Below are 15,827 nucleotides of genomic sequence, written 5' to 3'. Positions count from 1 at the left end.
GTTCATTAGATTACAGTTTTTAATAACGCTTATTATAACATAACTTGCAAAATATAACACATACTATGTATACAAGGGCTCTATATTTTTTAAATCGTGACTCCAGCTAATTTTTAGATATTATAATAAGAGGATAACTATACGTGTTTACGGAGTTATCCTCTTATACCTATAGATTAACGAAAACGAGGGAAAAGTTCTTTTGCTGCTTCACACATTATCTTATGTTTTTCACCTTCGTTAAATCCTGAGTAATTGTTGAATTGTTCGATGCTTTCAGTTACACCTTTCTCATAGCGTAGTGGAAAATCAGTACCGAACAGAATATGTGATGCTCCTACCAATTCTTTAAGTGTAGAAAATACACTTGGTGAAGTTGAAAGCGCTAAATCGTAATACAAACTTTTCAATGATGCAAGAACTTCATCGCTAGACAAGCTGCTTGCTTTGTTTTCTTGTGCAACAGTACTCAAACGATACGCTATATATGGAATGGTTCCTCCTGCATGAGAAACAATCCATTTTATATTAGGATATTTTTGGATCTTGCCTCTGTAAATAAGGTCCATCATGGCCCTGGTTGTATCAAAAGGGAATTCATAAATAGACATATCTTTTACGAACAATGACTCATTAGCGCCTGCAGGCTTGGTTGGATGAAGTAGTACAACAGCAGATCTTCTGTTTAGTTCTGATAGTATTTCATCCATACGGTCATCGCCTATATAAATCCCTTTAGTGTTGCTTGGAATAGAGAATCCATCTACCTTCAGCGTTCCATATGCATAATCTATCTCTTTTAATGCGTCGTCTACAAATTCTGTAGGAAGACAAGCAAGCATTCCATATTTCTTTGGATTATAAGATACAAACTGAGCCATAAAGTTGTTCATCTGCCTTGTGATTTCAGGACTTGCTGACACAGGCAGCGAAAGTAATGCTCCTGTTATTCCCATCCTATTCATTGCCTCTTAATCTATTTTCATATCCCATGGTGACAATAAAGCAGCATTAGGATTATTTTTTCCAATAACATGATGATGTATATCAATAAAAATCATATATATTTCCTCCTTATATGTTAGATAACTGTGCGCCTTGTCTCCAAACCGCTTCAATTGATAATGTGTCTGAAATATTGGTTGTTGGATCACCTTTTACCAATAGCAGATCAGCACGAGCATCATTTACAATACGACCGCGGTCATTCATGCCAAATCGGCGTGCTGGAACTGAAGTGGCAGCTCTAAGCGTCTCAATCGGAGTTAATCCAGCCTTAACCAGTAATTGCAGTTCATGATGTAAACTAGCACCATGCACCATACCACCAACTGATGCCACTGAAGGATCGCTGCCAGCCAAAATATCAACGCCTGCATCAAAGAGTGCCTTCACTGATGCTAATAGATATTCTGTCTTCCCATGTGGCCAAGATGCGATGTGCTTATTCAGAGCATTTATCCATTCTTCACTCAATTTAGAGCGTACACGCTCATCCTTAGCAAACTCTGGAGCGTCGCTGTCGCCTATTGTGGAAGCGCCGGCAACAATGGTTGGGCATACAAATGCACCAGAACTTACAATAGTATCAATAATTTCTTTAGTATGTGGTTTGTCAATGAAGATATGCATTAATCCATCTATTCCTCCATTAATGGCACGTTCAGTAGCTTTTAACGACATTGCATGTGCCACAGCTATTTTGCCAAAACGGTGCGCTTCACTGCAGGCAGCTGCAATCACTTCATCTGTCAAATTAGGTGTATCAGGATGACCGAATACCGTTCCGTCCTCTACCATAATTTTAATATAGTCTGCTCCCTGTGCTACGCGTTCTGCAACAATACCTGCTGCTTCTTCGGGTGTTGATGCAGTCTTTTTAGGAGGTAAGCCTACCTCTTCCATCATTGCTTTCTGCTGAGCTAGCACTGCTGGTGGCAATAGTTCATTTGGATGTCCGTTTGGTGCTGTAACCGCAAAGAACGTAACAAGAGTATCCGCCAAATCTTTTCGGCTCTTGATGGCCTTAATCTGCTCTTCACTAAAATATCCCTGCATCTGACATGTAGTAGTAACTCCGAAGGTTAAGTCCATCTTTAAGGCATCCATATTTGGATGTGAGTGTGCATCTATTAAACCTGGCAACAAAGTACAACCTTTGGCATCGATAATCTCAGCACCATCAGGTGCATGTCCACCAATATTGATAATCTTTTCTCCTTTGATTGTAACGGATTGCTTGTCAATTACTCGCTCACCATCAAAGATTTTTGCATTGGTAATGAATGTGATTTTTTCTTTACTCATGTTAGTTACCTCTTTTCAATAATATTTTTTAAACCATGTTTAGTTTCTAAGAGTATTCATATTAAGATTTGCTGTGATTCTAAATATAGCTGTATCATCTAGATAGTTTGATTACTGAAAGCTATTTTAAAATTTTAATCATAATAACATTTCCTTAACAGTGTTAAATTCATATTCACACTTTAACACTGTTAAGGATGCTTGTCAATGATTTTGAAAAAGTAATTTAACACTGTTAATGTGAATGATTTTGTGCTATTATAAAAGAAAACTTTTATGAGGCGAGAATATGAAAAATAATTTGGAAATAAACGATAAGCAAAATAAAATTATTGAAGCCGCACTTGAACTTCTAAACGAAAAAGGATATAACGAGTTATCGTTGCGTGATATTGCAAAAAAATTAGATGTTAAAGCTCCTGCTATTTATTGGCACTTTAAAAATAAAGCTATGCTCTTGGATTATATGGCAGAATACATATTGCAAAAGGAACTTGGAGATTTTGAACCACGGAAAGATGAGCAGACGTGGCAAGATTGGCTGACATATAATATTAACTTGTTTCGTAAAGCAATGCTTTCATATCGTGACGGTGGGCGAGTGGTTGCTGGTGCACATCTTTTTCCTGCCGTTACCTTAGCAAAGTTTATGGAATATTCACTAGTATCACTTTGCAGTAGTGGAATGGATATAAAAACAGCAACAAGTGTTATGATCACTTCTATTCGCTACACATTTGGTTACGTTATTGAGGAACAGTCAGACAAGTATAGTGATAAAGCTCCCGAGGATAATATATTGAATACCGGGAATTTCCCAAACCTTATGGAAGTTATGAGAATAGGGGACACAGAAGATACTGCTTTTAAACTAGGGCTTGAGCTTATCATTGTTGGTGGAAGTGAAGTTATGTCAAAAAAAGCTAGTATTGAAACAAAGTAATTTAAAATTTCTAAAAATTAAGAGCTGATAAATTATGATTTAATTCATAATTTATCAGCTCTTTGTCAAGAGGGACTAGCGCTTCAATAACTAATACTACTTAAAGCAAATATACTTGAATTACATACTAGCATTTTCAGCGAAACTTTTATAGACCCACGAAGACAATGTTTCTGCTTTCGGCAGATTCTTATATATAGAACTTATACAAATAAATTTCTTGATTTTCAACACGATTTAAGCGCTTATTCTATAATATATAATATAGTGTAGTTGAAATATTATTTCTCCTTATTAAATAAATTTCACGACAAACTTAGAATGATTTATTAATTTTAGTAAATCATTCTTATTTTAATTCCTAAAGCATATGGTTTGAGAGATTAAAATACAATAATTACAAAACAAATGCTATTTTATAATTATTCATAATATAGATAACTCAACTAAGACTTGAACTTATGCATATAACTCGCCGAAATGAATCACATACATCAAAATTACCAATGAAACATTCCACAAAAGTATATTACCCATTTCTAGTTAGGATATATTTCACAGTATAAATCTAACTTGTAATTGGCTTATCTATATAGATAAACAACTTAGGGATTTGACCTATCATTATAAATACGTTTACAAAGTTTATAAAAATTTAAGTTTATATCTTCACTAGAAATCATAAATATATTTGTGGAGAAAACATTTGAAAATGAGCTGTTAAAGGCTCTTAGCTGTAGGTTGTTCCATTTTAGCTTGTCACACTAAAAGTGGGAGCATGCTAAAGTGGATACAACCTGCCGCTTAGAACTTTCAGCGATATTTTCATAGTTTTTCGGAATCAAAATATTTATGATTTCGGTAAGTTACTACATAAATTTTGGGGATCTATAATTAACCTATTGCTTTTTAGGATGAAACTTAATCGAACTTGTTTTTATCGGTAAATAATGCTTATTTGAAGCAATAGGAAATTCTGAATCTTTATAAAGAGTTTCCTGTATAAGATGAAATTGATTTTCTGGCGAAATTGGATACGTTTTAGCAGCAAAGTTTCCAGAAGTTGAATACTTTATTTCAACTAATATATCACTAGATATTTCGTAAATATCTCTTTCTAGAAATTCTAAAATCATATCCTCATTGTTTAAATCAAGATTAAATTTTGAAATAGTTTCAATTGGCAATAAAGTAAACGTATAAGCTATAGCTTGACCTTCAGATTTATACCATCTATCTATTAATACTACAGCAGCAGTTTTCTTTACAAGAATTTGATTAAAATAGTCAGTAGATGGCTCTATTCTTAATTGAATTTTAACTTCATCAATGACATCATTTATGCACTTGTATACGGGGTGTCCCATTGTTTCTAAACCAAGATCTTTTTTAGGCTTAGATTTTACTATAAAATTTCCCTTACCTCTTATATTATTTACTAATCCATCATCTTGTAGTAGTGCAAGTGCCTGTCTTAGCGTAGTTCTACTAACACCAATTAATTTAGATAGTTCAGGTTCAGAGGGTAATCTACTTCCTTCTGGAAAAGTACCTTCATTTATCATTTTAAAAAGTTGATTATATACACTTACATATCTTAATTCTTTTGGCTTTTCAACTATATCAAATTCATCATTCATAAAAATATCACCTTTCTACAGATATAACCCTGTCTAGACAAGTATACATATTGAATTACAAATTTTCAACTGAAATATTTGTTTTATACTTAATTATAACGTTAATTAAACAATATTGGCAATCAAATTATTATGGTTATTTTGTGCACAGCCTGTCCTTCTGAAAGCTTGTACCAACAGGCTTTTGGTATAGTTTTTAAATTGAATGAATTTTCGGAATTTATCATGAATAAAATGCTTGACATGAAATAACAGACATGCTATTCTTTGAGTACAAACAATAATACAACTTAATAGACAAGTATTAAGGATGTCCAACATTTTTTAACGTAATGTTGAAACCGTATTCTGAAAGCGAATCGTGAAATAAATGGAGGTATTATAATGAATTATTCACAAGGTTCTGGGAAACAATATCATATAGATGTGAGAGAAGGAGATGTAGGTAAATACGTAATATTACCAGGGGATCCAAAGAGATGTAAAAAGATTGCTGCATACTTTGATGATCCGAAATTAATTGCTGATAATAGAGAGTATGTTACTTACACTGGATTTTTAGATGGTGTAAAAGTAAGTGTTACTTCAACAGGAATTGGTGGACCATCAGCTGCTATAGCATTAGAAGAATTAGTAAATTGCGGAGCAGATACTTTCGTAAGAGTTGGTACATGTGGCGGAATGGATATAAATGTTAAAGGTGGAGATGTAGTTATTGCTACTGGTGCAATTAGAGCAGAAGGTACTAGTAAAGAATATGCGCCAATTGAATTTCCAGCTATTGCAAACTTTGATGTTGCAAGCCTACTTGTGCAAGCATCTAAAGATTTAAATAAAAATTATCATGTTGGAGTAGTTCAATGTAAAGATTCATTTTATGGTCAACATTCTCCAGAAACTAAACCAGTAAGTTATGACCTTTTAAATAAGTGGGATGCATGGATGAAATGCGGATGTCTTGCTTCTGAAATGGAATCAGCAGCTTTATTTGTAGTAGGAAGCTATTTAAAAGTAAGAGTAGGTTCAGTATTTTTAGTTGTTGCAAATCAAGAACGTGAAAAGGCAGGACTTGAAAATTTGCAAGTGCATGATACAGAAACAGCTATAGAAGTTGCAATTGAAGGAATTAGAAAATTAATAAAAGCTGACAAAGAGAGAGAAACTAAATAAGAAAGTGTTTGATCTTTCGGAAAGGAATATGAAATGAAAGAGTATGAAGATATTTTAGAAAGAGCTTTTAAAGCTATGGAAAATGCATATTCTCCTTATTCAAAGTATAAGGTTGGTTCTTGTGTTGTTACTAAAGATAATAAATACTTTATAGGAGCAAACATTGAAAATGCATCTTATGGTTTAACAAATTGTGCAGAGAGAAATGCAATCTTTCAAGCATATTCAAATGGGTATCGTAAAGAGGATGTAAAAGCAATTGCCATTGTAAGTGATGGAAATACGCTAGCAACTCCTTGTGGTGCATGCAGGCAAGTTTTAGTTGAATTATTAGAAAAACATACTCCAATAGTTTTATCTAATAAAAAGACTGAAAAAATTACTGATATCGAAGAATTATTACCAATGTCCTTTACAGAGGAAGATCTAAAATAATAAAATTTTAATTTGGGAATAAGTATTAAATATAAAATGAAATATAAACTTAATTAGTTTTGAAAGGATGGAGTTATGAAGAAATATAATAGAATTTTCACAATAGTAATAGATTCACTTGGAATTGGAGAAATGAGTGATTCAAAAGAGTATGGTGATGTTAATGTAGACACACTTAAGCATATATCAGAGTCGGTAAATGAATTTAAGATTCCAAACTTACAAAAGTTAGGGTTAGCTAATTTACATCCAATCAAACATGTTGAAGCAGTTGAAAAGCCTTTAGCTCATTTTATGAAGATGAGGGAAGCAAGTGTTGGAAAAGATACAATGACTGGTCACTGGGAAATGATGGGGTTAAAAATAGAAACACCATTCCAAACATTTACTGATACAGGTTTTCCACAAGAGTTATTAGATGAACTTGAAAAAAGAACAGGTCATAAAATAGTTGGAAATAAAAGTGCAAGTGGAACAGAAATATTAGATGAACTTGGCGAACATCAAATAAAAACAGGAGATATGATCGTTTATACTTCAGCTGATTCTGTTTTACAAATATGTGGTCATGAAGAAACTTTTGGTTTAGATGAACTTTATCGTTGCTGTGAAATTGCAAGAGAATTAACTCTTAAAGATGAATGGAAAGTTGGAAGAGTTATTGCAAGACCATATTTAGGAATGAAAAAAGGTGAATTCAAACGTACAAGTAATAGACATGATTATGCTTTAAAACCATATGGAGCAACTGCATTGAATGCATTAAAAGATAGTGGATTTTCTTCAATATCAGTTGGAAAAATAAACGATATATTTGATGGTGAAGGTATAACAGAATCAAATAAATCAAAAAGTTCTGTTCATGGAATGGAACAAACTTTAGAAATAATGGATAAAGAATTTAAAGGATCGTGCTTTGTTAACTTAGTAGACTTTGATGCTTTATGGGGACACAGAAGAAATCCAGTTGGTTATGCTGAAGAATTAGAAAAGTTTGATGTTAATTTAGGAAAAGTATTAGATAAATTAAAAGAAGATGATTTATTAATCATTACAGCAGACCATGGTAATGATCCAACTTATAAAGGATCAGATCATACACGTGAACATGTTCCTTTCTTAGCTTATTCTCCATCTATGACTGAAAGTGGTTTAATGGAAACAAGCGATAGTTTTGCAGCAATTGGTGCTACAATAGCAGAAAACTTTGGAGTAAAGATGCCTGAGAATACAATTGGTGAATCAGTACTAAGCAAGTTAGTATAGTATTACAGGAAGGATATTTAACTAATGATGAGTACAGTTAATACGCTAAAGGAAAAATCACTTAAAGTTCTTCTTATAAATATTTTAATAGCGTTAGTTGGAGTTGCTCTTGTAGGATTTGGAATTGCATTTAATTCAGCTGCAATGCTTGGAAATGATGCAGTTGCACTTCTATATGATGGAGTTCGCAGTGCAAGTGGTCTTCCACAAAGCGAACTTGGAATGACAACAAATGTGGTAAATTACGCAATAATAATATTATCGTTATTAATTAACAGAAAGTATATAAATATAGGAACATTTATATATACTATTCCAATGGGAACCTTTGTTGGGATAGGTTCAAAGTTTTATGAATATATGAATTTGCCTAATGTTTTAGAGTGGAGAATATTAAGTTCTGTATGTGGATCCTTAATGCTGTTTACAGGATTAGGAATCTTTATAGCAATAAATATTGGATTAGATCCTTTTACAAGTTTAGCTATGATATTAAAAGACAAAATGAAATCTCAATATAGAACTGCAAAAGTAATTTGTGATGTTACATCGCTTATAATTGGTTTTATACTAGGAGGAAAAGCAGGGGCTGTAACAGTTATTGCAGCCCTAATAGGAGGGCCTTGTATACAATTTGCATCAGAGCTATTTAAAAAGTCAGTTCTAATGAAGATTAAAATAGGTAAAAAGAACATTTTACAATATTAAAAACAAGATTTTGGAGGACAGAAATATGACAAATGTACCAACTCCTCATAATGGGGCAAAACTAGGAGAAATAGCAAAAACAGTATTAATGCCAGGAGACCCTTTAAGAGCTAAATTTATTGCAGAAAATTTTCTTGAAGATGTTACTCAATTTAATACAGTAAGAAATATGCTTGGATATACTGGAACTTACAAAGGAAAACGTGTCTCAGTTATGGGAGGCGGCATGGGAATGCCATCTATAGGTATTTATAGCTATGAATTATTTAATTTCTATGGTGTAGATAATATTATTAGAATTGGAACAGCAGGAAGTATATCTGAGAAATTGCACCTACGTGATGTTGTAATCGGTTTAGGTGCATCTACTAATTCTAACTACGCACATCAATATGGTCTGCCAGGAACTTTTGCTCCTATTGCAAGTTTTGATTTAGTTAGCAGTGCAGTTGAAGCAGCAAAAGAAAACAATATAAATGTTGTTGTAGGAAATATACTATCTTCTGATACTTTTTATAGTGCTGATAAAACAGCAACAGAAAAGTGGAAGAGTATGGGAGTCCTAGCAATAGAAATGGAAGCAGCTGCACTTTATATGAATGCTGCAGAAGCAGGAAAGAATGCGTTATGTTTACTTACAATTTCAGATTCAGTATTAACAGGAGAATCACTTTCAGCAGAAGATAGACAATTAAGTTTTACAGAAATGATGAAAATTGCTCTTGAAATAGCAAAATAATAAAGTTTATAGGAGGAAATATCATGAAAAAAGTAATTGCATTATTAATGACAACAATGATTATGGGAACTATGGCTGGTTGCGGATCAAGTGGAAACAAGACAACTGATAAAGGAACTACAGGTGATAATAAGGAATTTAAAGTTGCAATGGTAACTGATACAGGTGGTGTAAATGACCAATCTTTCAATCAATCTTCATGGGAAGGATTGCAAAATTTTGAAAAGAATAATGCTGGAGGTAAAGTAAGCTATCTTGAATCCAAGCAAGAATCAGATTATGCTACAAATCTAGATAAAGCTGTTGATGCTGGTAATAAAGTAGTTTGGGGTATTGGTTTTGCAATGTCAGATGCAATAACAAAGGCAGCAAAAGCAAATCCAGATGTTAGTTATGCTATAGTTGATAATTCATATGGAGATGATACTCCAGCTAATGTTACAGGAGTTATGTTTAATGCACAAGAACCTTCATTTATGGTAGGCTATGCAGCTGCTAAAACAACAAAAACAGGTAAAGTTGGATTTGTTGGAGGAATAAAAAGTGGAATTATAGATCAATTCCAATATGGATACCAAGCTGGTGTTCAATATGCATCAAAAGAATTAGGTAAAGATATTACTGTAGATGTTCAATATGCTGAAAGTTTCTCTGATGCATCAAAAGGTAAAGCAATTGCAAACAAGATGTTCTCATCAGGATGCGATATCGTATTCCATGCAGCAGGTGGAGTTGGTGTAGGTGTAATTGAAGCAGCTAAAGAAGCAAATAAATTTGCAATAGGTGTTGACCGTGATCAAGCATATTTAGCTCCTGATAATGTATTAACATCAGCATTAAAACTTGCAAGTGTTGCAGTTGAAAATGTTTCTAAAGAAGCTATGACTGGAAATAAAATTGGTGGTAAAACTTATACTTATGGATTAAAAGAAAATGCTGTAGGAATTCCGACTGAAAACAAAAATATGGATCCAGCAGTATATAAAGCAACTATGGAAGTTCAAGACAAGATTAAAAATGGCACAATAGCTCCACCTTACAATGAACAAACTTACAATGACTTTTTAAAAAAATAATAATTTAAACTTAAAGTAGATAATAACTATTAAGACAGTAGTGGAGGTAGGCTTTGCTGGTAACTTAACGGTTTGCCGGCAAAGCCTTATATAATAGAGGAGGATTAGGTATGGAAATTAGCAAACAATATGCAGTACAAATGCGTGGGATTACAAAAACGTTTGGCTCGTTCTGTGCTTTAGATAATATCAACCTTGATATTAAAAAAGGTACAATTCATGCACTACTAGGAGAAAATGGTGCAGGCAAAAGTACCCTTATGAATATCCTTTATGGATTGTATCAAGCTGATCAAGGTGAAATATATCTTAATGGTGAAAAGATAAATATTAAAAACCCTAATATAGCGATTGAAAATGGAATAGGAATGGTTCATCAACACTTTATGTTAGTTGAAAATTTTACAGTAACACAAAATATAGTGTTAGGTAGTGAAATTACAAAAAAATGTGGAATACTAGATATGAAAAAAGCCCGAGAAGAAATATTAAACATTGTTAAAAAGTATGGATTAGATGTAGATCCAGACGCAAAAATTGAAGATATTTCAGTAGGTATGCAACAGCGTATTGAAATATTAAAAGCTTTATATCGTGGAGCTGATTTATTAATATTGGACGAGCCGACAGCGGTTCTTACTCCACAAGAAATTCAAGATTTAATAGGCATCATGCATAACCTTATTGCTGATGGAAAAACAATAATTATAATTACACACAAATTAAAAGAAATAAAGGAGTCTTCTGATGTTTGTACAATAATACGTAGAGGAAAATATATAGATACAGTAAATGTTAAGGAAGTAACAAGAGAAGATCTTGCAACAATGATGGTTGGTCATGCAGTCAAGTTAATCGTTGACAAAGAAACTGCAAAACCAGATGAGGTTGTTTTTGAAATAGATAATTTAACTGTAAAAGATGAAAGAAAGTTAGATGCAGTTAAAGATTTATCACTTAAAGTACGTAAAGGTGAAATCGTTGGTATTGCAGGAATTGACGGCAATGGACAAAAAGAATTAATTGAAGCTATAACTTGTCTTGCTAAATCCGAAAAAGGTACCATTAAAATAAATGGAGTAGAGATACAAAATACTACAGTGGAAAACGTTATCAAAAATAAAGTTTCAACAATACATGAAGACAGGCAAAAACGTGGGCTTGTACTAGATTTTAGTGTTGCTGAAAATATGGTAATAGAAAAATATAAAAGTGAACCATATTGTAAGAATGGATTATTGGTTAAAGATAAAATTATGGCTCATACTAAGGAGCTTATAAATCAGTATGATATAAGGCCTGATAACTGTGAATCATCACCTATCAGAGGGCTATCAGGAGGAAATCAGCAAAAAGTTATAATTGCAAGAGAAGTATATAATGATCCGGACTTATTAATTGCAGTGCAGCCAACTCGTGGACTTGATGTAGGAGCAATTGAATATGTTCATAAAACATTAATAAGAGAAAGAGATAAAGGAAAAGCTGTTCTTTTAATTTCATTAGAACTTGATGAAGTTATGAATGTTTCAGATACTATAGCTGTAATTTCTGAAGGAACTATTGTAGGTACTTTTAAACAAGGTGAAGTTGATGAAAATACAATAGGCTTGCTAATGGCGGGAGGTAAACATAGTGAAGATAGTAGTAAAAATTCTTAAAAAACCAGTTACTTCAACATTCATTGCAATATTCTGTGGATTTATTGTTGCATCAATAGTACTAGGTGTTGCTGGTTATAATCCTATAGATGCTTTTAGTGCACTTTTTGGAGGGATTTTTTCAAAACCTAAATATATATCTAATACAATTATTAAGGCTACGCCTATTATTTTAACTGGTTTAAGTGTTGCATTTGCCTTTAAAACAGGATTATTTAATATTGGAGCAGAGGGCCAATATATAGTAGGTACAATTGCATCAACTATAGTTGGAATCAAATTAAATTTGCCAGCAGTATTAGAAATTCCTTTAGTAATTTTAGCTGGTGTAGCTGCTGGAGCAGTATTTGGTGGTATTGTGGGAATTCTTAAGGCGAAATTCGGAATACACGAAGTTATAACCAGTATAATGCTAAATTGGATTGCATTATATTTATCCAATTTCGTTGTATCAACAGATGTATTTCACCAACCAGATTCAACAAGTACTTATATGATTAATGAATCTGGATTTACTACTATACTTGGCAATTGGAAGACTTCTGATGCTGGAATGGAATTTCTTTCTCACAACAAATGGTTATCAGAAGTTTTGCTAAAAACAGATGTTAATATTGGAATTATCGTTGCTATTATAATGGCTGTGGTTATATCAATCTTATTATATAAATCAGCAAAAGGATACGAATTACGTGCAGTTGGATTAAATAAAGATGCAGCAGAATTTGCTGGAATAAACGTTAATCGTAATATAGTTCAATCAATGGTAATTGCAGGTGCATTATCAGGTCTTGCTGGAGCATTAGCTATCACAGGAACAGCACCTCATAAGTTATCTACTATGGCTGCTTTTGAAAATAACGGATTTAATGGATTATCAGTTGCATTAATTGCAGGAAGTTCACCTATTGGTTGTATCTTTGGAGGATTATTATATGGTGGATTACTATATGGAGGTCAATCTGTACAATCTGCTATAGGTGCACCATCGGAAATAATAAATATAATGATAGGTACTATTGTATTTTTCGTAGCATTAACTAAGATTGTACCTGCTTTAGCTGACAGACTTTTAAAGAGAGGTGAGAAGAATGTTAAATAGTATTGCACTATTAATAGGTATTACACTAATGTATTCAGCACCGCTAATATTTGGAGCATTAGGTGGAGTTGTTTCTGAACGTTCTGGAGTTGTAAATATCGGAATTGAAGGTATGATGACTATAGGTGCCTTTACTGGTGCGGCAGTAGGATATTATTCTGGAAATGCATGGCTTGGATTTTTAGCTGCAGGAATTGCAGGGGGAATAATGGCTTTATTACATGCAGTTGCATCTATAACATTCAATGCTGATCAGACAATATCAGGTATTGCTATAAATTTATTAGGTGCAGGTTTCTCTTTATTTACATGTAGGTTATTATTTGAAGGAGCTACTATGACTAAACCAGTAGCTACTAAATTACCTAAAGTATTTGGCGTAGATATTACAGTTTTTATAGCGATTTTAATTACAGTAGTTATTTGGTTTATTTTATATAAAACTAAATGGGGATTACGTATTCGTGCTGTAGGAGAGCATCCAGCAGCTGCAGATACTCTTGGAATAAGTGTAACTAGAACTCGTTACGTGTGTGTTATGATCTCTGGAATACTTGCAGGGTTTGGTGGAGCATCTATGACACTTGCAATAATAGCGCAATTCACTCCAACAGCAATCAGCGGTCAAGGCTTTATTGCATTAGCAGCAGTTATTTTTGGTAAATGGACTCCACATGGCGCATACGGAGCTTGCTTATTATTTGGATTTGCTCAAGCATTAACAGTTGTATTAGGTGGCGGAAACTTTGCTATTCCTTCGCAAATACTTGCAATGCTACCATACATTTTAACAATTGTAGTATTGATTCTTTTTGTAGGAAAATCAGTTGCACCAAAAGCTGATGGAGTTCCTTACGAAAAAGGTACTCGTTAATTGAAAGGAGAAACATTGTTATTTCACAGGACTGCGAAAATTTCGCTGAAAGTTCTAAATTTCAGGTTGCACCACTAATGTTTGCTACAGATTTCCTAGGGAAACTCGACTCATTACATTCGCTGAGGAAGTTCGACAACCTAAAATGAAATTTTGGACTCTCACTTCACAAGCGTTAATGGAAGAACCATTAGCGGAAACTCGACTCACATACGTTTGCTGAGTAAGTGATAAGTGAATCACGTGTCACCTGTAATTTGTCACTAGTATCAACTTGTTATTTAATCAATCTAAACCATGAACTGCATGTTATAATTCTAATAATATTACAAGAATTTTATTCGTAATTGTGAATTACGAAATGTGTATTGTGCATTATGAATTATGCATTGTAAATTGTGAATTGTAAAATATATAGTTATAAAATAAATTTAAGGAGTAATGAAATATGAATATTGCCCAATATATAGATCATACAATATTAAAACCAGAAGCGACAGTAGAGGATGTAAAGAGATTATGCAGAGAAGCTAAAGAATACAATTTTGCATCTGTTTGTGTAAATGGATGTTATGCAAAATTAGTAAGTACTGAACTTGCAGGAAGTGAAGTGAAAACTTGTGTGGTAGTAGGATTTCCACTTGGAGCAATGACAAAAGAAGCGAAAGCATTTGAAACATCTCAAGCTATTGAAAATGGTGCGAGCGAAATAGATATGGTTATAAATGTAGGGGCACTAAAGTCCAAGGATTATAACTTTGTAAAAGAAGATATAGAAGCTGTAGTAAATGCAGCTAAAGGAAAAGCATTAGTTAAAGTTATTATTGAAACATGTTTATTAACTGATGAGGAGAAAGTTAAGGTTTGTGAAATAGCTAAAGAAGCTAAAGCTGATTTTGTTAAGACATCAACAGGATTTTCTAATGGTGGAGCAACTAAGGAAGATATTGCTTTAATGAGAAAGACTGTTGGACCAGATTTAGGCGTAAAGGCATCAGGTGGAGTTAGAGACTTCAAAGCTGCTATGGATATGATAAATGCAGGAGCAAGCAGAATAGGATCAAGCAACAGTATTGCTATTGTTAATGAGAGCAAATAATTTTTAGGCTATAAGCTAAAGAAAAGATAAAATGATAAATTGTGATAAATAGCTAGATAGAACCATGAGGCAAAAAATAATTCATGGTTCTATTATTTATATTACTCTGAAAATGAAAGAAGATTTAGTAAGGAAAATAATTTGATTTTTTGCAGAGAATTATGCTATTTTAAACTAATGTAGTGAGATAAGACTATATCAGGATTAATGTGAATTAAAATGAAGAGATTATAATTTTTAGATTTATTTATATAATCTGTAACATCATTGATAAATATCTGTTACAGAACTGTAACAATAATTTCCTATAATTAAATCGAATAAGAGATATGCATTAAAAAAAGATGTGGAGGAGCAATAACAAAAGATAAGGAAACTACTGTTATAGAAGCTTTCACTCCTTCAAAATAAAAAAACACGCTAACAAAATTTGGAGAGAGGATTAATATAAATTCTATAAATGAGTAAATTTTAAGGTTAGTTATGCAAATGAATAACTAGCCTATTTAATTTAATTGGAAAAAAATAAAACATTACATAACTACACTCTATAACGCGCACTTTGTATAAAAAGGAAATGTATAGATATATATGGTTAAAAACTAAATATTTATAATCTAAATTAGTAGTATGATAATAAAAAAATATATATATGTTGTAAAAATAATTCTTCATCATAATTCTAAAAATATTACAAGAATTTTAGCCATAATTGTGAATTGTGAAATGTGCATTGTGAATTTCAATATATATAAATAAAAACATATAAAATTGTAATAATTAGAAAAATTTATGTCGAAATGCTAT

At 32.6% G+C, this 15,827-nt stretch carries 14 protein-coding genes; 11 read left to right on the top strand and 3 right to left on the bottom strand.

What is annotated here, in order from left to right:
- Positions 1-176: 176 nt before the first annotated feature.
- Together F3K33_RS15885 and F3K33_RS15880 are read right to left on the bottom strand one after the other, a co-directional pair.
- Entirely contained in the window at positions 177-956 is a 780-nt protein-coding gene (locus tag F3K33_RS15885) for an amidohydrolase family protein (protein WP_243141293.1), read from the bottom strand.
- Positions 957-1,074: 118 nt separating this feature from the next.
- Positions 1,075-2,307: an amidohydrolase family protein gene (locus F3K33_RS15880; protein ID WP_023974983.1), complete on the bottom strand. Its 1,233-nt coding sequence runs from the start codon at positions 2,305-2,307 to the stop codon at positions 1,075-1,077.
- A 289-nt stretch (positions 2,308-2,596) separates the two neighbouring features.
- On the opposite strand from F3K33_RS15880, the gene F3K33_RS15875 reads away from it, so the two are divergent.
- Entirely contained in the window at positions 2,597-3,250 is a 654-nt protein-coding gene (locus tag F3K33_RS15875; protein ID WP_023974982.1) for a TetR/AcrR family transcriptional regulator C-terminal domain-containing protein, read from the top strand.
- Between the two features lie 899 nt (positions 3,251-4,149).
- On the opposite strand, the gene F3K33_RS15870 is transcribed toward F3K33_RS15875, so the two are convergent.
- A complete protein-coding gene (locus F3K33_RS15870) occupies positions 4,150-4,890 on the bottom strand; it encodes a GntR family transcriptional regulator (protein WP_012059317.1) in 741 nt (246 codons plus the stop codon).
- A 384-nt stretch (positions 4,891-5,274) separates the two neighbouring features.
- On the opposite strand from F3K33_RS15870, the gene udp reads away from it, so the two are divergent.
- From udp to deoC, 10 genes are all read left to right on the top strand, one after another.
- On the top strand, positions 5,275-6,060 hold the full coding sequence (udp, locus tag F3K33_RS15865) for a uridine phosphorylase (protein ID WP_012059316.1): 786 nt from the start codon (positions 5,275-5,277) through the stop codon (positions 6,058-6,060).
- Between the two features lie 33 nt (positions 6,061-6,093).
- Positions 6,094-6,495, top strand: a complete 402-nt coding sequence (gene cdd, locus F3K33_RS15860) for a cytidine deaminase (RefSeq protein WP_023974981.1) — start codon at positions 6,094-6,096, stop codon at positions 6,493-6,495.
- A 75-nt stretch (positions 6,496-6,570) separates the two neighbouring features.
- Positions 6,571-7,761 (top strand): phosphopentomutase, encoded by a 1,191-nt coding sequence (locus tag F3K33_RS15855; protein ID WP_039773626.1) that lies wholly within the window; start codon positions 6,571-6,573, stop codon positions 7,759-7,761.
- A 24-nt stretch (positions 7,762-7,785) separates the two neighbouring features.
- Entirely contained in the window at positions 7,786-8,469 is a 684-nt protein-coding gene (locus F3K33_RS15850; protein WP_039773628.1) for a YczE/YyaS/YitT family protein, read from the top strand.
- A gap of 25 nt (positions 8,470-8,494) precedes the next feature.
- Positions 8,495-9,208: a purine-nucleoside phosphorylase gene (deoD, locus tag F3K33_RS15845; protein ID WP_017212346.1), complete on the top strand. Its 714-nt coding sequence runs from the start codon at positions 8,495-8,497 to the stop codon at positions 9,206-9,208.
- A gap of 23 nt (positions 9,209-9,231) precedes the next feature.
- Positions 9,232-10,284: a BMP family ABC transporter substrate-binding protein gene (locus F3K33_RS15840; RefSeq protein ID WP_039773630.1), complete on the top strand. Its 1,053-nt coding sequence runs from the start codon at positions 9,232-9,234 to the stop codon at positions 10,282-10,284.
- Between the two features lie 110 nt (positions 10,285-10,394).
- Complete coding sequence (locus tag F3K33_RS15835; RefSeq protein ID WP_039773632.1) at positions 10,395-11,945, top strand: ABC transporter ATP-binding protein; 1,551 nt, start codon at positions 10,395-10,397, stop codon at positions 11,943-11,945.
- Positions 11,920-13,047, top strand: a complete 1,128-nt coding sequence (locus F3K33_RS15830; protein ID WP_039773633.1) for an ABC transporter permease — start codon at positions 11,920-11,922, stop codon at positions 13,045-13,047. The genes F3K33_RS15835 and F3K33_RS15830 overlap by 26 nt, the downstream gene beginning before the upstream one ends.
- Positions 13,037-13,921 (top strand): ABC transporter permease, encoded by an 885-nt coding sequence (locus F3K33_RS15825; protein ID WP_023973130.1) that lies wholly within the window; start codon positions 13,037-13,039, stop codon positions 13,919-13,921. The genes F3K33_RS15830 and F3K33_RS15825 overlap by 11 nt, the downstream gene beginning before the upstream one ends.
- A gap of 448 nt (positions 13,922-14,369) precedes the next feature.
- Entirely contained in the window at positions 14,370-15,020 is a 651-nt protein-coding gene (deoC, locus tag F3K33_RS15820) for a deoxyribose-phosphate aldolase (RefSeq protein ID WP_039773390.1), read from the top strand.
- The last annotated feature ends 807 nt before the right edge of the window (positions 15,021-15,827 follow it).

This window comes from Clostridium beijerinckii (assembly GCF_008705175.1).
GTDB lineage: Bacteria > Bacillota > Clostridia > Clostridiales > Clostridiaceae > Clostridium > Clostridium beijerinckii.
The sequence above is the reverse complement of the archived record's forward strand: the minus strand, read 5'-3'. Positions and strand labels throughout refer to the sequence as shown.